The sequence below is a fragment of the Veillonella intestinalis genome (genome assembly GCF_943193155.1).
Lineage (GTDB): Bacteria > Bacillota > Negativicutes > Veillonellales > Veillonellaceae > Veillonella_A > Veillonella_A intestinalis.
Window position 1 is genome coordinate 203,246 of sequence record NZ_CALPDB010000006.1, and the last position, 22,643, is coordinate 225,888.

General features: G+C 39.6%; 20 protein-coding genes, 5 tRNA genes and 1 other annotated feature. All 25 genes read right to left on the reverse strand.

Annotated elements, in window-relative coordinates:
- Nucleotides 1-36: 36 nt before the first annotated feature.
- The gene (gene cobA / locus NFR44_RS08620) at nucleotides 37-1,557 is read right to left on the reverse strand and encodes a uroporphyrinogen-III C-methyltransferase (RefSeq protein WP_251443873.1); all 1,521 of its coding nucleotides are present in this window, start codon (nucleotides 1,555-1,557) and stop codon (nucleotides 37-39) included.
- Nucleotides 1,554-2,492: a hydroxymethylbilane synthase gene (gene hemC, locus NFR44_RS08625; protein WP_251443876.1), complete on the reverse strand. Its 939-nt coding sequence runs from the start codon at nucleotides 2,490-2,492 to the stop codon at nucleotides 1,554-1,556. Before hemC ends, cobA begins: the two co-directional genes overlap by 4 nt.
- Nucleotides 2,489-3,775 (reverse strand): glutamyl-tRNA reductase, encoded by a 1,287-nt coding sequence (gene hemA / locus NFR44_RS08630; RefSeq protein WP_251443879.1) that lies wholly within the window; start codon nucleotides 3,773-3,775, stop codon nucleotides 2,489-2,491. Before hemA ends, hemC begins: the two co-directional genes overlap by 4 nt.
- Nucleotides 3,744-4,379 (reverse strand): precorrin-2 dehydrogenase/sirohydrochlorin ferrochelatase family protein, encoded by a 636-nt coding sequence (locus NFR44_RS08635; protein WP_251443882.1) that lies wholly within the window; start codon nucleotides 4,377-4,379, stop codon nucleotides 3,744-3,746. The genes hemA and NFR44_RS08635 overlap by 32 nt, the downstream gene beginning before the upstream one ends.
- 107 nt (nucleotides 4,380-4,486) lie before the next feature.
- The gene (locus NFR44_RS08640; RefSeq protein WP_251443885.1) at nucleotides 4,487-5,131 is read right to left on the reverse strand and encodes a DivIVA domain-containing protein; all 645 of its coding nucleotides are present in this window, start codon (nucleotides 5,129-5,131) and stop codon (nucleotides 4,487-4,489) included.
- A gap of 13 nt (nucleotides 5,132-5,144) precedes the next feature.
- The gene (locus NFR44_RS08645; protein ID WP_251443889.1) at nucleotides 5,145-5,930 is read right to left on the reverse strand and encodes a YlmH family RNA-binding protein; all 786 of its coding nucleotides are present in this window, start codon (nucleotides 5,928-5,930) and stop codon (nucleotides 5,145-5,147) included.
- A 10-nt stretch (nucleotides 5,931-5,940) separates the two neighbouring features.
- Entirely contained in the window at nucleotides 5,941-6,741 is an 801-nt protein-coding gene (gene proC / locus NFR44_RS08650; RefSeq protein ID WP_251443892.1) for a pyrroline-5-carboxylate reductase, read from the reverse strand.
- Between the two features lie 11 nt (nucleotides 6,742-6,752).
- Nucleotides 6,753-7,241, reverse strand: a complete 489-nt coding sequence (locus NFR44_RS08655; RefSeq protein ID WP_251443896.1) for a cell division protein SepF — start codon at nucleotides 7,239-7,241, stop codon at nucleotides 6,753-6,755.
- 30 nt (nucleotides 7,242-7,271) lie between these two features.
- The gene (locus tag NFR44_RS08660; protein WP_251443900.1) at nucleotides 7,272-7,958 is read right to left on the reverse strand and encodes a YggS family pyridoxal phosphate-dependent enzyme; all 687 of its coding nucleotides are present in this window, start codon (nucleotides 7,956-7,958) and stop codon (nucleotides 7,272-7,274) included.
- Nucleotides 7,959-8,143: 185 nt separating this feature from the next.
- Entirely contained in the window at nucleotides 8,144-8,713 is a 570-nt protein-coding gene (locus NFR44_RS08665) for a PBECR4 domain-containing protein (protein ID WP_251443903.1), read from the reverse strand.
- Between the two features lie 217 nt (nucleotides 8,714-8,930).
- The gene (gene pgeF, locus NFR44_RS08670; RefSeq protein ID WP_251443906.1) at nucleotides 8,931-9,791 is read right to left on the reverse strand and encodes a peptidoglycan editing factor PgeF; all 861 of its coding nucleotides are present in this window, start codon (nucleotides 9,789-9,791) and stop codon (nucleotides 8,931-8,933) included.
- Between the two features lie 10 nt (nucleotides 9,792-9,801).
- Complete coding sequence (locus NFR44_RS08675) at nucleotides 9,802-11,613, reverse strand: radical SAM protein (RefSeq protein ID WP_251443909.1); 1,812 nt, start codon at nucleotides 11,611-11,613, stop codon at nucleotides 9,802-9,804.
- 315 nt (nucleotides 11,614-11,928) lie between these two features.
- The gene (locus NFR44_RS08680) at nucleotides 11,929-12,474 is read right to left on the reverse strand and encodes a glutathione peroxidase (protein WP_251443912.1); all 546 of its coding nucleotides are present in this window, start codon (nucleotides 12,472-12,474) and stop codon (nucleotides 11,929-11,931) included.
- Between the two features lie 630 nt (nucleotides 12,475-13,104).
- Nucleotides 13,105-14,547: a sodium:solute symporter family protein gene (locus NFR44_RS08685; RefSeq protein ID WP_251443915.1), complete on the reverse strand. Its 1,443-nt coding sequence runs from the start codon at nucleotides 14,545-14,547 to the stop codon at nucleotides 13,105-13,107.
- Nucleotides 14,548-14,727: 180 nt separating this feature from the next.
- Nucleotides 14,728-14,938 (reverse strand) — a binding site (T-box leader).
- A gap of 203 nt (nucleotides 14,939-15,141) precedes the next feature.
- Nucleotides 15,142-16,332 (reverse strand): elongation factor Tu, encoded by a 1,191-nt coding sequence (gene tuf / locus NFR44_RS08690; RefSeq protein ID WP_251442998.1) that lies wholly within the window; start codon nucleotides 16,330-16,332, stop codon nucleotides 15,142-15,144.
- A 133-nt stretch (nucleotides 16,333-16,465) separates the two neighbouring features.
- Nucleotides 16,466-17,827 carry an amino acid permease gene (locus tag NFR44_RS08695; RefSeq protein ID WP_251443919.1) on the reverse strand — a complete coding sequence of 454 codons (1,362 nt, stop codon included), beginning with the start codon at nucleotides 17,825-17,827 and terminating at the stop codon, nucleotides 16,466-16,468.
- A gap of 79 nt (nucleotides 17,828-17,906) precedes the next feature.
- Nucleotides 17,907-17,983 (reverse strand) — tRNA-Met (locus tag NFR44_RS08700).
- 9 nt (nucleotides 17,984-17,992) lie between these two features.
- Nucleotides 17,993-18,068, reverse strand: a tRNA-Thr gene (locus tag NFR44_RS08705).
- Between the two features lie 14 nt (nucleotides 18,069-18,082).
- A tRNA-Met gene (locus NFR44_RS08710) sits at nucleotides 18,083-18,158 on the reverse strand.
- Nucleotides 18,159-18,163: 5 nt separating this feature from the next.
- A tRNA-Tyr gene (locus tag NFR44_RS08715) sits at nucleotides 18,164-18,248 on the reverse strand.
- Between the two features lie 11 nt (nucleotides 18,249-18,259).
- A tRNA-Thr gene (locus tag NFR44_RS08720) sits at nucleotides 18,260-18,335 on the reverse strand.
- Between the two features lie 304 nt (nucleotides 18,336-18,639).
- The gene (locus NFR44_RS08725; protein WP_251443922.1) at nucleotides 18,640-19,437 is read right to left on the reverse strand and encodes an undecaprenyl-diphosphate phosphatase; all 798 of its coding nucleotides are present in this window, start codon (nucleotides 19,435-19,437) and stop codon (nucleotides 18,640-18,642) included.
- 273 nt (nucleotides 19,438-19,710) lie between these two features.
- Nucleotides 19,711-20,898, reverse strand: coding sequence for a metallophosphoesterase (locus NFR44_RS08730; RefSeq protein ID WP_251443924.1), 1,188 nt, complete (start codon nucleotides 20,896-20,898; stop codon nucleotides 19,711-19,713).
- Nucleotides 20,899-20,955: 57 nt separating this feature from the next.
- Nucleotides 20,956-22,083 (reverse strand): A/G-specific adenine glycosylase, encoded by a 1,128-nt coding sequence (gene mutY, locus NFR44_RS08735; RefSeq protein ID WP_251443926.1) that lies wholly within the window; start codon nucleotides 22,081-22,083, stop codon nucleotides 20,956-20,958.
- 14 nt (nucleotides 22,084-22,097) lie between these two features.
- Complete coding sequence (locus NFR44_RS08740) at nucleotides 22,098-22,628, reverse strand: 8-oxo-dGTP diphosphatase (RefSeq protein WP_251443927.1); 531 nt, start codon at nucleotides 22,626-22,628, stop codon at nucleotides 22,098-22,100.
- Between the last annotated feature and the right edge of the window lie 15 nt (nucleotides 22,629-22,643).

The following is a 22,643-nucleotide window of genomic DNA, read 5'->3' on the forward strand; positions in this document are numbered from 1 at the left end:
GGCTACCTCTGATTAAGAAGTAGCCCCATGAGTCTATTATTCTTTAGTAGTAGCATCTGCTTGTATCATGGCTACCATAGCAGGAATGGTAAATGTATCACTAATTAAATCAGGTTCAATCCCCTGTTCTACACAAGTAGCTGCTGTAATCGGCCCAATACAAGCTACTTTTGCCTTTTTCAACAACTCTTTCCCCGCTTCACCTAATAGTTTTAATGTATTTGTAACGGTTGAGGAACTTGTAAATGTAATATAATCTACCTCATCAGATTGTAATGCCTCTACCAAGGTAGTTGCTTGTGATTCATCAACTAAGGTTTCATACAAACGAGCTACGGTTACATCAATACCACCCTCGGTAAGGCCATTATAAATGACTTTACGCGCTACTTTTGGCTGAATAAGTAACACTTTATCGCCTTCTTTTAACACAGGCTGCAAGGCTTTAACTACAGACTCCCCCTTGTAATCGGCCGGTACAATATCAGCCAACAAGCCTTTATCTTGCAACGCTTTAGCAGTTGCACTACCAATCGCACAAAGCTTAGCTTGCCCTAACACACGACTATCTTTGCCCATTGTTTGCAAGGCTTTAAAGTAATAGCGCACACCTTCGGCAGACGTAAAAATGACCGTTTTAAAATTATGAGAATTTAATAAAATCTCCTCTGTTTTGCGCTCTAGTGGTAAGGCCTGCGTCTTAATAGCTGCTGCTTCGATAACATTAGCACCTAATGCTTCTAATTGTTCGCTTAAAACACTAGCTTTAGAACGAGCCCGTGTTACCATAATTGTTTTACCAAAGAGAGGTTTATTGTCAAACCAACGCAAGGATTCACGTAAATTCACTACATCACCGACCGTAATAATAGATGGTGGTTTAATCCCAGCATTTTTAACATCCGCCGCTACATGTTCCAAGGTGGAAATCAATGTCTGCTGAATTGGTTTAGTGCCCCAACGAATAACCGCCACTGGCGTATCTTTAGGACGACCATATTCCATTAATTTCTGCGAAATCATAGGCAAATTACCTACACCCATAACAAAACTAATGGTATCTACAGACGTAGCCAAGCCTTCCCAATTAATGCCAGACTCGTTTTTAGTCGGATCTTCATGACCTGTTACAATAGCAAACGACGTAGCCATAGCACGTTGTGTCACAGGAATTCCTGCATATGCTGGCGCCGAAATACCAGAAGTAACGCCAGGGACAAATTCAAAAGGAACACCAGCTTTAGCTAATTCTAACGCTTCTTCGCCACCACGGCCAAAGATGAGTGGGTCGCCCCCTTTTAGGCGCGCAACGATTTTGCCTTCCTTACCAAATTTAACCAATAATTCGTTAATCTCATATTGATGTAAGGTATGATGCTTACACTGTTTACCTGCATAAATGAGTTCTGCTTCAGGACGAGCCCAACGCAACAAATGCTCATCAGCCAAATAATCATACACAATGACATCGGCCTTTTCGATACATTCGCGACCTTTCACAGTAATTAATTTATAATCGCCTGGTCCTGCACCAATCAAATATACGATACCGGTCATTGCAAAATCCCCTCCTGAACCAACTCTTCAATAATATGTTTGCCCCCTTCTTCAAAGAGTGCTTTTGCTAAATTACGACCAATAATTTCTGCCGTCTGTTTAGGCCCTGTCATTTCTCCTTCATAGCAATTTTTACCATCTAAAGAGGCTATAATCGCTTTTAAAGTCAACTGCCCTTTATGAATTGTCCCATGCACGCCCATAGGAACTTGACAGCCCCCCTGTAATTGGCGTAAAAAACTACGTTCACCACGGGTACACCACATAGTATTTTCATCATTCAATTTAGCTAGCATAGCTAACATTTCTTCATCGTCACTGCGACATTCAATAGCCAAAGCCCCTTGTCCTACAGCTGGAATTAATTCATCAGCCGTAAATACTTGAGTAATTTGATCAGCCAAACCCAATCGTTTCAAACCAGCTTGCGCTAATACAATGGCATCAAAATTTTCATCTTCTAATTTGCGCAAACGAGTCTGTACATTGCCACGTAATACACTGATTTGTAGATCAGGACGATGGTGTAAAAGCTGTGCTTGACGACGTAAGCTACTAGTCCCTACTTTAGCCCCTTTTGGCAATTTATCTAAGGTTTTATATTTAGGCGAAACCAATGCATCACAAGGTACTTCACGTTTTGTAATAGCCCCTAAAGTCAACCCTTCAGGCAATTCTGTAGGCATGTCTTTTAAGCTATGAACGGCAATATCAATAGCCCCTTCGCGCATAGATGCTTCTAATTCTTCTGTGAATAAACCTTTGCCACCAATTTCAGCTAATGGCTTCTCTAAAATACGGTCCCCTTTAGTGCTATGATGCACTAGTTCAACCTGACAACCTGGAAATAAACGTTGTAATTCTGCCCCTACAAATTCAGCTTGCCACAAAGCTAAGGCACTACTTCGTGTTCCAATACGGATTATATCTCTCATAAGGATTTTCTCTCCTTTGCTAGGTCAAACATATCATGGAATAATTTCCAATACTCATTTTCTTCGTCTTTACCGGCTACTTCACCAAAACGAATCATTGGGTCACGCAATAGTTTACGAACAATCATGCGACTCATATTATCCATTATTTTACGCAAACGGTCATCAGCATCTGGCAATTTAGCTAAGGCACGATGTAATTCACGTTTACGAATCCGTTCTGCTTTATCACTTAATAACACCATCATTGGTCGTACTGATAAGTAGCCCAATTTATCTTCTAATTCTTCAATGGCCTCGGCAATAATTGGTCTTGCTTTTTGCGCTTCCACTTCTCGTTGGTGTTTATTAGCTTCTACTACACTTTCCAAGGAGTCAATATTAAACAGATACACATCTGAAATATCAGACACATCTGGATCAATATCCCGTGGCACAGCAATGTCAATCATAACAATCGGATTTCCTTGGCGATTAGCTGCAATTTTAGCAGCTTCTTCTGGGCCAATAATATAATGAGGTGCGCCTGTAGAAGTAATTAAAATATCTGCTTCTTTCGCTTGTTCGATAAACTTATCAAACTGAATGGCTTCTCCACCGAAACGTTTCGCTAATTGCTCTGCTTTGTGATAGGTTCGGTTAGATACAAAAATACTGTTAACCCCTTTAGCTTGTAAATGAGTCGCCGTCAGCTCACTCATTTCACCTGCCCCTAACACCAAAACTTTCGCCTCGGACATAGGCTTTGTTAAGCAATCTTCCGCTAAATTAACGGCTGCATAACTTACTGAAACAGGTGTATTGGCAATCCCCGTCTGGGTGCGAACCTTTTTACCAACACTAATGGCTCTCTGGAACACAATATTAAAAATTGGTCCTGTCAAACCACGACTATAAGCCGTAATATAAGCCACTTTTAATTGACTTAAAATCTGGCCTTCCCCTAATACTAGAGAATCTAAACTAGAGGCAACATTAAATAAATGACCTAATAAGTCACGCCCTTCATATACAAAAAACCAATCGTCTTCAATATGCATATCTTCACAACCTTTTAAATGTTGCAATAAATGAAGCATAAATTCTTTTGGTTTTTCCACATCATCTAATACCGCATATAATTCTGTACGGTTGCAAGTGGATAAAAGCACACATTCAGCGACTTGTTCATGTTCATACACATGGTTTAACGCATCACCCACTTCTGATTTATCAAAGGAAAACACTTCGCGCACATTAACTGGTGCGCTTCTATGGTTTAAGCCTAATACTACTAATTGCATTGTTTAGTATCTCCTCCACACGTTTCCATTCACCATCTATAATCATCGCCAACTGTGCTTCACCAAGATGAGCCTGCCAAAAGGCTTCACGCTCAGCAGGTGTAGCTAACAATTGTCGTACTTCTCTTCGTAATTGTTTTAAAGCAGGTAACATATCTGCTACAGGTTCATATCGCTTAGCTAAATCTTGCTTTATTAAACGACTAAGGCGTGGACTCACCCGGCCCGTAAAAATAGCAAATTGCAAATCCCCTACTGTTATATTAGCAGGAAATGTAAAATCACAATCATCACGATTATCAGCGCGATTTACCAAAGCCCCTAATGACCTAGCTCGTCGCGCTAGCTGCTCATTTAGTTCACTATCACTAGTGGCCAATAATACAAAATCAACCTGCAAATCAATGGCCTCTGAGTAGGATGCCTCAATCCACACTAACTGCCCTGCCGCCGCCCAAGCAGCAATTTCAGGGGTTACCGTAGGACTAACCACTGTAACATTAGCTTGTTCATTTAAAAACAATCCTATTCGTCGTGCTGCCACCGGGCCTCCGCCAATGACAACGCAGCGTTTACCCGTAAGGCGCATCGCCATTGTAATCATTAGGACCTCACTTCCTATTAGCTATGAATATTTTTCATATGTTCCTTATATCAAAAACGGCTTGATATAAGATCAAGCCGATTGATACTACATGATAAAATGTGTAATTATTTATTTGTAGCTGTTTCTTCTGTTGTTTCTGCGTCTTCACTAGTTGTTGCGTTTGTTTCAGCCACTGCATCACCAGCAGCATTTGCTTCAAGCACAGCTTGATCAACACCAGCATGTTTATGAATCGTAGAGTTATCTTCGGCTACAGCGGCAATCACTTCTTCAATATCAACAGATTCAACTTGTACTGAACTATCACCTAGTACACAGCCATCTAATAATTGTAATTGAGAGTTTAAAATAGATTCCATACGAGCCTTAAATACGGCAACTTCATTACGAATAATAGCGTATTTTTCTTGACCTTCACGCAAACTACGTTCTGCATCTTCTAAAATCAATTTACGCTGTTGTTCTGCTTCCTGAATAATAAGGTCAGCCTCTTTGCGAGCTGCATTTTTTACATTTTCCCCTGTTTCTTGCGCTAATACAAGTGTATTATTCATGGTTGCTTCCATTTGTTCATATTGAGCAATTCGTTTTTCTAATTGCTCAATTTTATCTGTCATTTCACGATTATCGCGATAAAGTGTTTCATAGTCATGAACTAATTCAGCCATAAACGCATCAACTGATGCTGTATCGTACCCACGAAAGCCTTTCTCAAACTCTTTATTGTGAATATCCATTGGTGTAATCATAGCTTACCTCCTATTACATGAAACGTTTGAGATATACCCCAATACGTCCTTTACGAGATGTGCCTGTGATGGCCTCAATCTTCATTCGTCCACGACCACGAAGAGATATAATATCTCCTTCTTTTACTTCTTGTGCTGGCCCTTTAGCTGGTTGCCAATTCACTTGAACAAGCCCAGCATTAATAGAGCTCACTACTTTAGTGCGAGATACACTAAATCCAGAAGATGCCACTGCATCTAAGCGCAAAGAAGCGACTGTAGTTCGTATTTCTTTAATTTTTTCTTCTTTCGGTTGAATCTCTGCCAAATCCATATCGTCTACCGATACAGAAACCATAGCAATCTTTGTAAAATTTTGTTTCACATAGTCTGCCATTGCAGAGTCAACAATTAACTGGGCACCACCAGTTTGCATAATAATATCGCCAAAACTAGTGCGCTCAATACCCAAACCCATGAGCGAGCCCAACACATCACGATGGGTTAACAAGCGAAACCGCGGATCCCAAGAAACTTTTAAAGCACTAATACCTATATCAACAGTTCCTTGAAAATCTGCTGCTACAAATGCTACCCGTATGCGCTCGGCTCCTTCATAGCCACCGCCAAATTCCACACGCAACTGTGGCAAATTAGCTTTAATTGCATCTGCAATAACAAGGCCAGCTGGTGACATAAACTCAGTCACCCGAAATGGTTTACCACCTACCACTTGCTCGGCTAAATCGAGCATACGGCGTGCTTCTTCACCATTGCCAGATGCTTCAAAATAACGAATTAATTTCTCTTTATCTTTCACAAATCCTCCTTCACTTCTTGCCTAACTCAAAGGAGCGTTCATAACAAGCAACTACCCCCTCTTGCATAGCGGTTCGGAGTCCAGCTTTTTCCATAGCAGCAATCCCAGCAATTGTCGTACCACCAGGGGAAGTCACTTGATCGCGCAAAATAGCTGGATGAGTACCTGTTTCAAGAGCCATTTTACCCGCTCCAAACAAGGTATAGGCAGCCGCCTTAATAGCTAACGGACGCGTTAACCCAAGACGAACACCTGCATCAGCCAACGCATCCATAATCACAAATGCATAGCCTGGGCCGGAACCCGAGATAGCTGTTAAGCGTTCTAAATCAGCTTCTGTTACAACAACAGCTTCACCTATAGCACTGAATAATTGGCAAAAATCTGCCGTAGCTTCTTCTGTGCCCTTAGTTCCTACTGCTAAAGCAGTTAAACCTGCACCAACAGCAACAGGCGTATTAGGCATAGCACGATACCAAACAGCCTGTGGTAAAGCCTCCTCTAGGGTCGCTAAATTAATCCCTGCTGCTACTGACAAGCACACTGTACCAGCTGGAATCGCTTTAAATTGAGATACTATTTGCGGCCATACTTGTGGTTTGACAGCCCAAATAATCGTGTTGAACCGATTCAAATCAGGCAATTCAACACTGGCCTTAACACCTAATTCAGTTTGTAACGCCTCAGCACTAGCCTGTGTTCTAACAAGCACCTGTACCTGCTCAGGCGTAATTAACTTGGCCTGCAAGGCGCCACGTAATATAGCGCCTCCCATGGCTCCTGCCCCCACAAATAAAATTTGTCCTAACATAGTAGCTCCTATTAGATTTGTGGCTCTTTCCACGCAAATGTTTCAGATAAATCACTGTAACTTTTGTCGTTATAATCTACAGTTACATTCACAGGTACGCAAATGAAAATATCTTTACCAATTTTTTCTAATTTACCATCTAATGCAAAGGTTGCACCACTTACAAAGTCTACAATACGAGCCGCTTCATGAGGGTCTGTTTTTTCAAAGTTAATAACAACTGGACGCATATCACGAAGTTCATTAGTAATCTTTTCAGAATCTTCAAATACAGTTGGTTCAACAATTACTACTTTCATTGCATTAGGACGCTGTGCCACGGTGTTATATCCTCCTGTTTTTGCGGGACGGAATGCAGAACTGGTAGAATTAGTCTGAGCTACCTGATGTGCAGGCTCATCATATTCAGGACCTAAATTATCTTCATAAGTCTCTTCATCGTAATCATCCCGATCATTTACAACAAACATTTTTTTGATGTTGCTCCAATTAAAGCTCATTTATAAACCCTCCTACATTGCGCTAAGCCATTAATTATATACTCGGTTACCAAAAATTGCGGTGCCAACGCGAATCATATTCGCGCCTTCTCCTAAAGCCACTTCAAAGTCATGGGTCATCCCCATTGATAAATACGAAATCTGTCCTTCTGGGAATTGGGACTTCATATCTTCATAGAGTGCATGGGCTACTCGAAAAATAGGACGAGCTTCTTCCGGATTTTCGAAAAAAGGCGCCATACACATCAACCCTTTAACTCTAACATTTGGCAATGTCTTCGCATAATCGCGCACTTCTGGAAAGTCTTCCACCGTCAACCCCGATTTACTTTCTTCTCGTGCCACATTAACTTGTAATAAAATATCTTGTATTTTATCACATTTAATGGCCACTTTATTTATTTCATCTAGTAGCTTCTTGCTATCGACAGAATGTATTAAAGAAAATAGCGGCACTGCTTGCCGAACCTTATTTACTTGCAAATGACCAATCAAATGCCAGTCTAATTCTGGTCCCTTATAGGTTAAAATCTTTTCTTTTGCTTCTTGTACTCGATTTTCACCTACCGTGCGAACACCTAGTTGAGCCACTGTTTCCACCGCTGTTACAGGATGATTCTTAGTTACTGCTATGAGTGTTACTGCATCATGTCTACCCGCTTGTGCCATAGCATCTTGCATACGCTTTTGCACAGCTTCTAACGCATCTTTTATCATAGCCTACCCCCTATATGCACCGGCTAACACCTGTCAGTGCATGTAAAAAATTACTTTCATGCGATAATATTATATAATACTTTAAGTAAAATGCCAATGAAAATATGAGAAACGCTGTATATATTAAGGTTATTTTTATAAATTTTTTATATTTAGTTCAAATTAGGCAACTATATAAGTCAACTTTATATCGAAAAAATCTCTTGAAGCTCTACATCATCTCTTTTAAAAATAATATTTTCAAACCGCTCTTCCCCCGTCTTACGTGATAAAATTGCCTCTATCGGTACTGGATATTTTAATACATTTCCTTTAAGTAAAGTCTGCGGAACATGTATTCTCGTATCAGTAAACCCTAAAGTACATCCACCATCTGAAGAAGCTAAGACACAACGAATCTTATTTTTTTCAAAATATTCTTCCGCCATTACCAATTCTTGACTAAACATTTGACAAGCCGATTCTAATACAGCAACCTTTCGTCTAACAGAACCCTTTTGCTGTTTAGAGAAAATTTCAAAATCATCTACAGACAATGTTTCCGTCAGACATTTTTCAAAAAAATTTTTAGGTTCTAAATTCCCAGTAACTCCTGTTAAATGTAAAAAATTGTCTTCTTTAGCTGTCAAGATATAATACTTTTTATATTTGAAAAGGCGCGAATAAATCAAATACTCTTGATTCAAAAAATTATTCGCGTATATATTGGCACCAACAATTAACTTCCGCCTTATATTTTCCTTAAATGAGCTCATTTTATGTCCCCTTACATAAGAAAAAGAGGGGTAATTACCCCTCTTTTTCTTGATTTTACACAGTTATCTCTGCCATGGAATGGGTTTTCAGTCTCCATCCGACCACTGGAAGTAGGTTTAACGTCTCTACTCCGACTATTTCTTTCCTAAATTATAACACATTCCCCAAATTTTAACAAATAATGGACTTTATAGTAAAAAAGAATCACATTTCCACTTATTTTAAATTTGTTAACATAGCAAACAAAGCCATGCGCCCCGTTTTGCCAAATTCACGTCGATAAGAGTAGCAAGCTGGGGCCGTCATACTATCGGAAGTAGACACGGTAATTTGCTGCCAAGGTACACCTAACTGACGCAGTTCTTGTACAATAAATTGCTGTAAATTCACCCGCGGGGTCTGAATACCTTTATCCGCCCGATATTTATAGCCTACAATCTGTTCTGGAACGAGTGCCGCTTGCCTAAATAAATCCGCCAATTCTTCACTCACTTCAAACGACTCATATTGGATGGATGGACCTAAATAAACATGACAATCTTCTGGTTTCGTACCATAAGCATCGCCCATAGCCTCTATAGTACGCACTGGTATATGTCCAATCGTACCTCGCCAGCCAGCATGAATAACGGCCATAGCATGTTGACGTTGATCATAAACTAACACGGGCACACAATCAGCGACCAATAACAATAAAGGCACGCTGATTAGATTCGTTATCAACGCATCGCTATCAGGAATTGCCGTATCCATCTGAAAAGCGCCTGCACCTACCTGCTCTTTTGTCACTTCTGAAATGTGTGTGCCATGTACTTGTTGAGCACAAGTTAGCATTTCAGGCGCTACTCGCAAATGTTTAGCTAAACGTTTCCGATTTTCCCACACATGTTCCATCTCATCCCCTACATGCAACCCCAAATTAAACGACTCAAAGGGCTTTTGAGATACGCCACCAAAACGTCGTGTTACCCCATGCATAAGGGAAAATCCAGTTAATGCTGTAGCCGCTTCAAATTCAAAAGGCCGTCCAGGGAATCCGCCCCCCTCACGAATTACTGTTCTATTTTGCCGTGCCATAGGTTTCACCTCATCCTACACAAACACCACAGCGTTTACACCCCTCTTGACAAGGCGGGGTATACACTTCTGTCAAACTACGTTGCCATTCAGCCGCTAAATAGCCCTCAGCTAATTGCATATCTAACATATCCCAAGGCAGAGGCTCTGTTAACTCTCGCTCTCTATATAAAGCCTCATCCATATCATACGCATACTCATTACAAGCCTTTTTAAATTGTTTTGGTCCCCCCGCTTCAACAGCCGCCAAAATAATATCGCCTAAACGGCGATCGCCACGCGCTAATACGCCCTGAATATAGGCTTCTTTAGGTGATTCTACTAACACTTCAATACGTCGGTTTTTACTCAACGCTTTCTTAATTGTATTAAGCTTCTTAGTTACATCCTTTTGATGGGCCATTGGCATCCACTGAAACGGCGTAAATGGTTTAGGAATAAACGGATTAACACTTAAGGTTAAACGACCTTTGCAACCAGCCTCTTGCATATAGGCATATACATCTTCCGCCATACTCACAATAGCCATCACATCTTCTTCTGTTTCTGTTGGTAACCCAACCATAATATACAAACGAATGTGAGGTATACCGGCCTTAGCCGCCAACTTTACCGCTTTTGCCATGTCTTCATTTGAAATCCCTTTATTAATAACACGGCGCAAGCGATCACTGCCCGCTTCGGGCGCAATCGTAATCGTTTGCTGTCCACTTGCCGCTAAACCATCTACCACCGCCTGCGTTAATGAGTCAGCACGCAATGACGCACAAGAATAGCGAAGCCCTTTAGAACGAATATATGTCACTAATTCATCAATGTCAGGATAGTCTGAAATCGCTGCCCCCATGAGACCTACTTTTTTATTTAATGCCGCCGCTCTATCAACGCCCGCTTTTAACAAATCAAGACGCCGTACGCGCGGCGTTCGATAACAATAGCCAGCCATACAGAAACGGCAGTGACGACCACACCCACGGGCTACTTCAACAATATACATTGCCCCAAATTCAGTAAAATCTGTAGCAATAACTGTTTCACCAACTGTATCAAGAGATTTCCAATGTCGTGTCACCTTAGGCACTACACAACCTGTACTAACTGTGGAATTAGTATTTTTTGTATTCTCTGTTACCGTAACTGCAACATTTTCTGCGGTACCACTTATACCTTCAGCCAAGTGATAGCCTGCAAAGCGCCCACTGTCATCAAATTGAGGCTCATACAAGGCCGGCACATATACACCCGTGATTTTACTTAAAGCAAGTAAAATATCAGAGCGCAACCATTGTTCATTGCGCCCTTGTTCAATTACTGACAACACATGCGAAACTAACTCTTCACCTTCACCAATAATAAATGCATCAATAAAATCAGATACTGGTTCAGGATTAAAGGTAGCACAAGGGCCACCTGCAATAACAATGGGATCCCGTTCAATGCGATGAATTCGTTTTACTGGCACACGGCCTAATTTTAATAAGGTAGGAATGTTAAAATAATCCATTTCAAAAGTAATATCAAAACCGATTACATCACATTCATATAAGGGCCGTTGCGTTTCCACACTCATCAACGGCAAACGATGCTTTTCATAATCACGCAATTCTGAATTAGGTGGTAAAAAATATCGTTCCCCACAACTTGTAGGTCTTGCATTAATTTCTTCATAAATAATTTGTAGTCCCAAATTACTCATGCCAACAAAATATGTATTAGGATACACTAACCCCACTTTAAATGGTTTGTGAGGATTGCTTTCAATTCGACTTACTTCCTTCGCCCGAAGCGATTGTAAGCCATTTAATATTTCATTTCGTGTCACGGCACAACCTCCTTGAGCAATCAACATCTTAATTATTTATTATAACATGAAATATCCTGCTAAATAAACATAGATAAAAATAGATATACTAAACAATCTTAGATAACTATAGATACAACTAAATAAATACAACAGATAGTTTAATTCCTCCTAAATAAACATAGCAAAAGAGCGCTCTCCTTATCAGTAAGAACGCTCCTTCATTATCGCGATATGCTCATATTCTATTGTTACTTCTATCTATATTAACGGCTCCAGCCGGTATTACATAAAACTCTACTTTTTATTCTGCTGTATTACTATAAAACTCTATTTTTATTCTGCAAGAGCGTCTTTAATAGCCTCTTCCATGGCTGCTGGCTCTTCAGTTGGTTCAAAGCGCCCTATGACTTCACCTTTACGATTAATCAAGAATTTTGTAAAATTCCATTTAATCGAATCATCGCCTAAAAATTCTGGGAATTTTTCTTTTAAAAAGTTATTCAAAAAGTCTGCTTTTTCCCCTTTGAACCCCTTAAAACCTTGTTGTGCTGTTAAATATTTGAATAAAGGGATTTCATCAGCACCACGAACTACAGCTTTCCCCATCACCGGGAAGGTTACGCCATAATTTAATTTACAAAAGCTCTGCACTTCTTCATTAGAACCTGGCTCTTGCTCTAAAAATTCATTAGCAGGAACAGCTATGACAGAAAATCCTTGATCTTTGTACTCTTTATATAAAGCTTCCAAGCCTTCATATTGTGGTGTAAAACCACATTTGCTAGCCGTATTAGCAATTACTAATACTTGACCTTCAAATTCTTTTAAACTAACTTCTTTACCTGCTTTATCTAATACACTGTAATCGTATACGCCCATGATATTGTCTCCTTTACACATAACTTACTGCGTTTCACTTAATTAACGTCTACTTTAATACTAACTTACTAACTTGCTAACTTACTAACTTACTAACTTGCTAACTTACTAACTTACTAACTTACTAACTTATTACCTTACTAACTTATTACCTTACTTCAATTCTAAATTACTTAAATGTTAACTTATCGAGTATCACCGGTTATCTCTCTTTCGATAATTTAATTGTACACAATTTTTTAATTGTTGTCAACTATATTTTGCGCAATTTAATTAATAAAAATTTATTTTCATATCATTCTTCTAATACTCAGTCTCAAAAATCCTTATATTTACTGGACTTTCATCTATATTACTACACACAAATTTTCTTAAAAATCATTCAAAATTTCCCTCAATTTTTCTAAAAGCTCCTAAAATGACTTCCATTATTTCTAAAATTTTAAGCCACAAAATAAAAATTCACTTGTTTTTAGCCACATATATTTTAAAACCTACTCCTTACAATATAAAAATAAAAAGCCATTTAATCACAATTCGTGGTTTCTCAACGCCCAACGATTTGCATTAAATGGCTTTTATCTTAACCCTTACTATTAAATTCCCCAAAATCGACTAAAATTACTTAGCCTAAATATCTACACCAACCATACCCTTTTCAGAAGCCGCTTCCCCTTGCAAAGCTTCATCAACAACGATAGAACGTTTGCTAACTAAAGTACAAACACCAAATGTAATAGCACATACAATCCATTCTAAATAAATTACATGCGGTACAATTCGTACCACTGGAGCAATATTCCATAAAATTAAAGTTACTACTGCGGCTACTAATGTGTAGAATGCACCTATACGACTACAATATTTTGGCGCGAATAATGTCATCAACACAATCACCGAAAATGCAGCCATTAAGCTCAATCCCTGCATTAAAGTAGCAATAATGCCACTAATCGTCAAAGCAAATGTGAAGGTTAATAAACCCATGACAACAATAGCAATACGGGTAATCAATGTATACTGCTCATCGGTTACATTTGGGTTGATGAAACGTTTATAAATGTCTTGAGAGAACAAAGTCCCTGAACTTAACAAAAGATTACAAGCCGTACTCACATCTGCGGCCCAAAGAGCAGCTAAGGTTAATCCTGCTAATAAAGGATGTAAAGAAACAATTAACTTAGGTAAGGCTAATGCAGGGGATAACCCAGGATATAACTCCGCTGCAATAACACCTAAATACGCACTAACGAACCCGATAGGAAGCATAATCAAACCACCAAGAATAAATCCTTTACGAGCGACCCCCACTGTTTTAGCGCCTAAGGAAATTTGAATAATACTTTGTAACGATAAATTAACGGTAATCAAAGTAACTACCCAAGTTAAAATAGTTAAACCCCCAACGCCTTCTACTAAATCAAACATATGAGGCATCGGTGCCTGCGCTTCTACGGCTGCCGTACCACCCATTAAATGCACTGCCATATAAGCCGCTGCTGCAATACCGATATACTTAAGCGTAACATTTAACAAGTTGGAAATACTAGCTGACCACATGCCCCCCATCATAGTAACACCGATGAACACAACGGCACTCATAATCATACCAGTTGTTACCGTAAATACTTCAGGCAATAGAGCGGCTAAAATGGTGCCACCAGCTACATACTGCAAACTCATTACACAAAGTTGCACTAAGATCTGGATTACAATGCCTGCAATTCGACTTTTCTTATCATAATACCGTTCTAACATTTCAGGCACTGTTGTAATTTGTAAACGACGGTATCGTTTAGCCACTGTAAGGCCCATCACAATCGCACCAAGCCCCCAAGCAGCCGTATACCAGCCAGCCGAAATCCCTTTCATATACGCTTGTTCTGCCACTCCAATTGTTGAGGCGCCACCTACTGCTAAGCCTACAATTGAAACAGTAATCAATGGCGTTGTCATGCGACGACCTGCTAATACATAATTTTCAGCTTTCCCCGTCGTTAAACGACGCGATACCCAAGAAATAACAAAGAGTAATACCACATACAGCCCTACAATCACAGTTGAAATTGTCATTTTTCGCTCCTTTCGCTATGGTGATTGGGGCATATCACCGGCCCGTCCGCCTAACTAGACTTAACATACTCTCTTCATTCTCAAAGTTAGAAATAAAAAATCGCCCCTAAAAAAGGGACGATGACGAATCGCGGTACCACCCTCATTGACGATTTTGGATAATAAAAAAAGAGCGTAGCACCAAGGGACGGAAATTCCGCGGTACCACCCTCATTATCTCGAATCGACCAACTCATAGTTCTTCTAACGACAACCACGCCGGCTCAGCCTACTCTATTTCAGCTTTGCAGTTCAGAAAGGAACTTCACACTATAATCACTGCCGTTTTACACCAACCAACGGCTCTCTGCGCATGCCTTATAGAGCTACTTTCTTTCATCATCACTTTTATCTGTACTCAGCACATTTATAAGATTGAACTTATTATACGAAAAACATTTGTCCATGTCAAGCGTAATTTTAAAAATAATCAAAAACACCGCCCAAGGTAATCCTCAAGCGGTGTCTCTTCAACTATCAACAACTATATAGCACTCTAATTGAGAGAATACATAATTGTAATCTAAAGGTTAATACAACCGTAATCTATTGTTATTAGCCTTCAACAATTTCAGTAACAACACCAGCACCTACTGTGTGGCCACCTTCGCGGATAGCGAAACGAAGACCAGCTTCAATAGCGATTGGTGTAATTAATTCGATGCTCATAGTAATGTTATCACCAGGCATACACATTTCAGTACCTTCTGGAAGTTCGATAACGCCCGTTACGTCTGTTGTACGGAAGTAGAACTGTGGACGGTAGTTAGAGAAGAATGGAGTATGACGGCCACCTTCTTCTTTAGTTAATACGTAAACTTCACCTTTGAATTTAGTGTGTGGGTGAATAGAACCTGGTTTAGCTAATACTTGACCACGTTCGATGTCTTTGCGGTCAACACCACGAAGAAGTGCACCAACGTTGTCACCTGCTACTGCGGAGTCCAAAGTTTTACGGAACATTTCAAGACCAGTTACTACATAGCTTTCAGCTTTTTCTTTAAGACCAACGATTTCAACAGTGTCGCCTACTTTAACTTCGCCACGTTCAACACGGCCAGTTGCTACAGTACCACGACCAGTGATTGTGAAAACGTCTTCCACTGGCATCAAGAAAGTTTTATCAGTGTCGCGTTCTGGAGTTGGGATGTAAGAATCAACAGCGTCCATTAATTCTTTAATTTTTGCAACGTATTTAGCGTCCCCTTCTAAAGCTTTCAAAGCGGAACCTACAACGATAGGCACATCGTCGCCAGGGAATTCGTAAGTGGAAAGAAGTTCACGAACTTCCATTTCTACTAATTCGATTAATTCTTCGTCGTCAACCATATCAGCTTTATTCAAGAATACAACGATAGCTGGTACACCTACCTGACGAGCAAGAAGGATGTGTTCACGAGTCTGAGCCATAGGGCCGTCAGTAGCAGCGATAACTAAGATAGCGCCGTCCATCTGAGCAGCACCAGTGATCATGTTTTTAACATAGTCAGCATGGCCTGGGCAGTCAACGTGTGCATAGTGACGAGTTTCAGTTTCATATTCAACGTGGGAAGTGTTGATTGTAATACCACGTTCACGTTCTTCTGGAGCTTTGTCGATCATGCTGTAATCTTGGAAATCTGCTTTCCCTTCTTCAGCCAATACTTTAGTGATTGCTGCAGTAAGAGTAGTTTTACCATGGTCAACGTGACCAATTGTACCAATGTTAACATGTGGTTTAGTACGTTCAAATTTTGCTTTTGCCATTGAAGTAATGAGCCTCCTTCACAAAAATAAAAACCTATATACGCTCATTATAATACAAAAAATCAGTAATGAAAAGAATCTATATAGCAAAATCACCAAAATCTCTTGTAGATTTTGGTGATTTAAGGATAAATTAGTTGCCATAATTCTGTTTAAATGTTTGTAATTTATAAAAACACCATAACATACCAAACCAAACAGGCGTAAATAAAAGCGCAATTAAGGTTTCATCATTAAACGCTAACGACGCTAATACAAATGCATAAAATGCTAAAATAATGTAATTCATTGCAGGATACAATGGCATTTTAAATGGGTTTGCTTTTGCCTGCGCTGGATGCAATTTACGGTATTTCATATGACATACCAAAATAATTGCCCAAATAAAAATAAAGCAGAAAGTAGATACACTCGTAATAATAATAAATACATTTTCAGGCATAATATACTGCATAATAACTGCCATGAAAATAACTAACGCAGAAAATACAACTGCATTCACTGGCACCTGATTAGAACGCAAACGGAACATACGACGAGGTGCGTTTCCTTCACGAGCCAATGTATACACCATACGGCTTGTACTGAAAAGACCACTGTTACAAGCAGAGGCCGCCGATGTTAACACAATAAAATTAACAATAGCTGCAGCCGCTACGATTCCAGCTGCTTTAAAAACTTGTACGAATGGACTTGCCGTTGGATTCACTGCCGTCCAAGGGTAAATACTCATAATAATAGCTAAGGCGCCTACATAGAAAATAATAATTCGAATAGGAATATTATTAATTGCCTGTGGAATAACCTTTTTAGGATTTTCTGTTTCACCTGCCGTTAAACCAACCAATTCAATACCAGTAAAGGCGAATACAACCATTTGAAAGGACAACGCAAATCCTTCCCAGCCATTAGGGAACCAGCCACCATGAGACCACAAATTCGCAAAACCTACAGCCCCTACATCAGTTTGGTAGCCAATAAACACTAGATATAGCCCACCTACAATAAGGCCTAAAATAGCAATAACTTTAATTAAAGCAAACCAAAATTCTAACTCCCCGAATATTTTAACAGCCATTAAGTTTGAGGCAAATAACACTAATAAAATACATAAACTTGGTATCCACGGTTCTACATTAGGAATCCAATATTGCATATACACACCGGCCGCAGTAACGTCAGCCATCGCTAAGGAAACCCAACAAAACCAATAGGTCCAACCTGTAATAAAGGCCGCCCCAGGGCCTAAATATTCATGCACAAAATCTACAAAGGAATGATGCTCTGTATTTGATAATAATAATTCCCCTAAAGCACGCATCATAAAAAAGGAAATAAGACCTGTAATAATGTATGCAAATAATATTGACGGACCAGCCAAATGAATTGATCGACCTGAGCCTAAAAATAAACCCGTCCCTATAGCGCCCCCTATCGCTAATAATTGCACGTGACGGTTTTTCAGCCCCCTAGCTAACTCCTTTTCCTCGGACATACAAATGTCCACCTCCTAAGCACCAAAAAAATCAAAAAAATAACCCACATATTAAATGTGAGTAACTAACAAAAGTTAATGGTGGCGGCACACGGATTTGAACCGCGGACACACCGGGTATGAACCGATTGCTCTAGCCAACTGAGCTATGCCGCCATGTGTATATGGAGCTAGTGACCGGGATTGAACCGGTGACCTTATCCTTACCAAGGATACGCTCTGCCGACTGAGCTACACCAGCATACGTATAAATGATGGTTGCGGGGACAGGACTTGAACCTGCGACCTTCGGGTTATGAGCCCGACGAGCTACCAACTGCTCCACCCCGCGATGAATGGTGGAGGGAGAAGGATTCGAACCTTCGAAGTCGAAGACGGCAGATTTACAGTCTGCTCCCTTTGGCCGCTCGGGAATCCCTCCACGAATAAAAATGGAGCTGGCGATAGGAATTGAACCCACAACCTGCTGATTACAAGTCAGCTGCTCTACCGATTGAGCTACGCCAGCGTACCACGACAAGGAATATTATACATATTCCAGAACATCTTGTCAATAGATTTTTTTAGCTCAGTTTGACAATTTGTTCTCTAACACAGCTAGTGCGTTAGTGCTTTATTATAATAGCATAGACATAATAATTACGCAAGTACTTTTTCATAAAATTTCAAAATTTATTATAAAATTTCTAAAAAATAATAGCCCCTCTTAATGAAAGAGGAGCTATCCTTTATTCTATACTTCATACTATAAGATAGTATAGCTTTTTACTTATTTATTTGCCTTAATCAAATTACAAGACTCTAGCCATCCCTTAAAAAATAAAGAAATAAATCATAGCCACAAAAGCTACAGCAAAGCGATAATAAGCAAAACCTGCTAATGACGATTTATTTAAGAATTTCAAGAACCATACAATGGATAAGTACGCAAATACAAAAGCAGTTACAAAACCAATGAGGAACATTACAAAGTCAGACCAATACAATTGATCAATGATTTTCAACAAATCATAAATACAAGCAATCAACATAATTGGCACTGCCATAATAAAGGAAAAATCTGCCGCTGCCTTACGGCTAACCCCTAAGATTAAGCCCCCTGCAATGGTAGAACCAGAGCGAGAAAATCCAGGCCATAAAGACAATACTTGGAATAAACCAATTAACAAGCATTGATACATGCTTAAATGATCCACTGTATGAGTGGTAATAGGTCGATGATATTTTTCAGCTAGTAGCATGAAAAGACCGCCTATAATTAAGCCTATAATAACTGTGCCTGGTGAAAATAAATTATTCTTAATAAACGAATGACCTAAATAGCCAATCCCCATAGCTGGCAACATGCCAAAGAAAATATGAGCTAAGGACAAACCATTCGTGCGCACCCAATTCTCACGTCGCAACATAGTCATAAACTTTTCACGATAAAAAAGAAATACTGATAAAATAGCCCCGAGCTGAATAAACACTTCAAATACACTAGCCCGCTCACCAGTAAAGCCTAAAAAGTCACCTACTAAAATCATGTGCCCCGTACTAGAGACTGGCAAAAATTCCGTTGCCCCTTCTACAATGCCTAGTATAAAGGCAATAATATTTTGATCCATTATTACACCTCAATTACCAAATCGCAAGTTAACACCTAGACCTTTGTCTAATCCTTAACGCTAACGCCTTATGTTAAAGTCTTACATTACAGCCTTATATTAAAACCTTATATTAAAACCTTATGCTAAAACTTTATACAAAGACCTTCCGCTTCAGCTATTGTACACAACCTGTACAACAGCCTATTCATTATATTCTTTTTAGCAGAATTTCTCAATGTTAATTTGTATTTTACTGTCAATAATTGAAAAACATTCAATTTTTTGCCATTTTTACGACACTTTGCCTTCTTTAAAGGTAAAAATCGTAATTTCCCGAGGACAATTATAACGAACTGGGAACCAATGACCTGTGCCATTATTTACATAGCCATACTTCCAACTATCACGATACATACCTTTAAAGTACTTAGTGCCAACAGGTACCAATGGCGTATCGCCTACTACAATCTGTCCACCATGAGTATGCCCAGACAAGGTAACTGGAATATCATGCGCAAAAGCATTTTCGATAAAGTCAGGATGATGCGCTAGCAAAATAACAAAAGCCTCTGATGGCACATTAGCAAGCGCTTCTTTTAAGTATACTTCACGCTGTTCCCCTGTGCGCTCAAAAGAGTACTCTACCCCCGCCAAATATACAGGCCACGAACCACCGCTTAAACGCAAGGATGAATTCCGATGCATCCGCATAGAAATTTTACTAAACGCCTCTAACACAAGTGGTAAATTTTTAAAATATTCGTGATTACCTAATATATAATCAATGCCATCAGGAATTTTAGGGAATAATTCTTCTAAACGACCACATAAAGGATTTAGCCATTCTAATTCATCAATTAAGTCCCCTGTAATAACTAAGCGATCTGGCTTTTCAGCTAAAACAGCTTCTGTAATTTTATCAAAATCATGTAAATCAATAAATGGGCCAATGTGCACATCACTAATTTGTGCTAATTTATAGCCTTTTAAATATTCGGGTAAACTGCGGAATACCAAATCAACATGATTAACTTCTAATTCTTTAGCACCTTCATAGGCTCTAACTACGCCACCCCCAGCTGTCACAGCTGGTACAGCCCAAAGGGCATTTCTAAGAAATCGACGCCGACTATCTTGTTCTTCGTCAGTAGTTTGCTGTGCTCGCCAATTTACCGCCGCTACAACTAGTGCTAACGGAATCATAATAATAAAACACACACCGAGTCCTAATAATAAACCATAAGAGCCAATCGCCCAGTGCTTCCACCATTCATATAATGCAGTATCAAAAATTTGTACCTGCGCCAACTGATAGTACGTAGTTCCCCCAATAGCTAGCACTTGTACCGCCACTAACCCCCAAAACCATAATGCACGCCTTGCTACTTTAGTTACCCGTACAATTAAATACGAATTAACAAACACAATTAATAATACAATGAGCGTTGTCATGGCTAAAAACATAAAACGCGCGGACATTCTCTCACCTACCTATCAACAATAATTAAATCTATAATTCATTTCACAATTCATAGTTTATATTTCATGCGTTTGACAATATACTGTCAATTTTCCATGTGGTCCAGCCCAAGGTAAATCTATAAAGTCTTCAGGTGCCACCCAGCGCCACTCGGCATGGTCATCAAAAAGGAAATTAACTGCAGTGTCACGCTGCTCTTGTTGCCACCGCCCTACATAGGCTTCCATATCCCAACAGCGATGGGAAAATACATGTCGCAAAGTAGCTATACAAGAGTCTTGCCACTGAATAGTTGCGCCTTGTTCTTCCCAATAAGCCTTTAAAGGATCTAAACCAATCAAAGGCAATTCTTTTTTGTCTTGCACCAATGCGTCCCTTGGTACTTCTACATTAGGAAATTCCCACATAGAGTGAAGCAAACCTTTACTGGGGCGGCGATGCAATAAATAAGCCCCTTCTTCATTTTGAATTAGTCCAGTAATTACTGAACTAATGGGCACTGCTTTTTTCACAATGCGCACAGGCAACTCAGTCGCTATCCCTAAGGCATCGGCCTTGCACCAACGCCGTAAAGGACAACCTTCACAACGCGGGGCTTTTGGAATACAAACTCGTGCGCCAAAATCCATTAAAGCTTGATTAAAATCACCAGGTCTATCATATGGCAACGTTTCATCAACCAAAGCAGCGATTGCTTTTTTACCAGCTGTGCGCATAATGTCCTCTTGCACGGCGTATAATCTAGCATATACACGAAGTACATTACCATCTATCGCCGCTTCTCGTTGATTAAAAGCGACTGATAAAATCGCCCCTGCCGTATAAGCGCCAACACCTTTTAAGCTTTCAACCTCTTTACGAGTCTTGGGAATCTCGCCACCATATTTATTCATAACTTCTTGAACGCCTAAGCGTAAATTGCGAGCCCTTGAATAATAGCCAAGACCTTGCCAAGCTTTAACAACCGTATCTTCATCAGCAGCCGCTAATGCTTCCTTAGTAGGAAATTGGGTCATCCAATTTTCGTAATATGGTCTCATCGCTTCGATCCGCGTTTGCTGTGACATAATTTCAGAAACCCAAATACAATAGGGATCCTTTGTCTTTCGCCAAGGCAAATCACGTTTATTCAAATCATACCAATGCAATAACTCAGAAGTCCATTCAACTTCTGTAGTCGACATATTCGCTCTATTCACTAATTACGTTCCTTTCGCAAACAAGCTGTAATAGCTTCTATGGTCTCAAATTCTTCAATCGTATCAACATAGGTATTTTCAGCTAATTTTACTTCATCATTATCCTTGCCAAAAATGAGCAATGTATGGAGTAGCTTACCAGCTAATACTTCAGGAATCCACGTATCATCGCCTTTCCACATCAGTTCATAAGGGATGTCTGAAAAAGAAAACCATTGCGGCTCCATTTCTTCACTTTCTAGTGGTAAACCTTCGTACTGTTTAACAATATATGTATAATTAAGATGATTTAATGTTTCTTCATAGGGAAACTGGAAATTCATAATGGCTACCGGTATTAAGTCTTCTGGGTTTACGATTAATGACACTTCTTCAAAGATTTCACGGACTGCACATTGCCGAAATGTTTCATCCTCCTGTTTTTTACCACCAAAACCATTATATTTACCGGCTCCAAAGCCTCGTTTCTTACGACCTAATAAAATTTCTTGCTTATCATTTATAATTAAGCACAAGGTAGTAGGTTTCATACAAACTCCTCACTA

What these genes read in the sequence shown, in the direction of transcription:
- NFR44_RS08665 (WP_251443903.1), bottom strand. Translation starts at nt 8,713, where the DNA reads ATGAGCTCATTTAAGGAAAATATAAGGCGGAAGTTAATTGTTGGTGCC.
- pgeF (WP_251443906.1), bottom strand. Translation starts at nt 9,791, where the DNA reads ATGGCACGGCAAAATAGAACAGTAATTCGTGAGGGGGGCGGATTCCCT.
- tuf (WP_251442998.1), bottom strand. Translation starts at nt 16,332, where the DNA reads ATGGCAAAAGCAAAATTTGAACGTACTAAACCACATGTTAACATTGGT.
- NFR44_RS08640 (WP_251443885.1), bottom strand. Translation starts at nt 5,131, where the DNA reads ATGATTACACCAATGGATATTCACAATAAAGAGTTTGAGAAAGGCTTT.
- NFR44_RS08725 (WP_251443922.1), bottom strand. Translation starts at nt 19,437, where the DNA reads ATGGATCAAAATATTATTGCCTTTATACTAGGCATTGTAGAAGGGGCA.
- hemC (WP_251443876.1), bottom strand. Translation starts at nt 2,492, where the DNA reads ATGAGAGATATAATCCGTATTGGAACACGAAGTAGTGCCTTAGCTTTG.
- proC (WP_251443892.1), bottom strand. Translation starts at nt 6,741, where the DNA reads ATGTTAGGACAAATTTTATTTGTGGGGGCAGGAGCCATGGGAGGCGCT.
- NFR44_RS08635 (WP_251443882.1), bottom strand. Translation starts at nt 4,379, where the DNA reads ATGATTACAATGGCGATGCGCCTTACGGGTAAACGCTGCGTTGTCATT.
- NFR44_RS08730 (WP_251443924.1), bottom strand. Translation starts at nt 20,898, where the DNA reads ATGTCCGCGCGTTTTATGTTTTTAGCCATGACAACGCTCATTGTATTA.
- NFR44_RS08695 (WP_251443919.1), bottom strand. Translation starts at nt 17,827, where the DNA reads ATGTCCGAGGAAAAGGAGTTAGCTAGGGGGCTGAAAAACCGTCACGTG.
- NFR44_RS08685 (WP_251443915.1), bottom strand. Translation starts at nt 14,547, where the DNA reads ATGACAATTTCAACTGTGATTGTAGGGCTGTATGTGGTATTACTCTTT.
- NFR44_RS08680 (WP_251443912.1), bottom strand. Translation starts at nt 12,474, where the DNA reads ATGGGCGTATACGATTACAGTGTATTAGATAAAGCAGGTAAAGAAGTT.
- NFR44_RS08740 (WP_251443927.1), bottom strand. Translation starts at nt 22,628, where the DNA reads ATGAAACCTACTACCTTGTGCTTAATTATAAATGATAAGCAAGAAATT.
- mutY (WP_251443926.1), bottom strand. Translation starts at nt 22,083, where the DNA reads ATGTCGACTACAGAAGTTGAATGGACTTCTGAGTTATTGCATTGGTAT.
- cobA (WP_251443873.1), bottom strand. Translation starts at nt 1,557, where the DNA reads ATGACCGGTATCGTATATTTGATTGGTGCAGGACCAGGCGATTATAAA.
- NFR44_RS08655 (WP_251443896.1), bottom strand. Translation starts at nt 7,241, where the DNA reads ATGAGCTTTAATTGGAGCAACATCAAAAAAATGTTTGTTGTAAATGAT.
- NFR44_RS08660 (WP_251443900.1), bottom strand. Translation starts at nt 7,958, where the DNA reads ATGATAAAAGATGCGTTAGAAGCTGTGCAAAAGCGTATGCAAGATGCT.
- hemA (WP_251443879.1), bottom strand. Translation starts at nt 3,775, where the DNA reads ATGCAATTAGTAGTATTAGGCTTAAACCATAGAAGCGCACCAGTTAAT.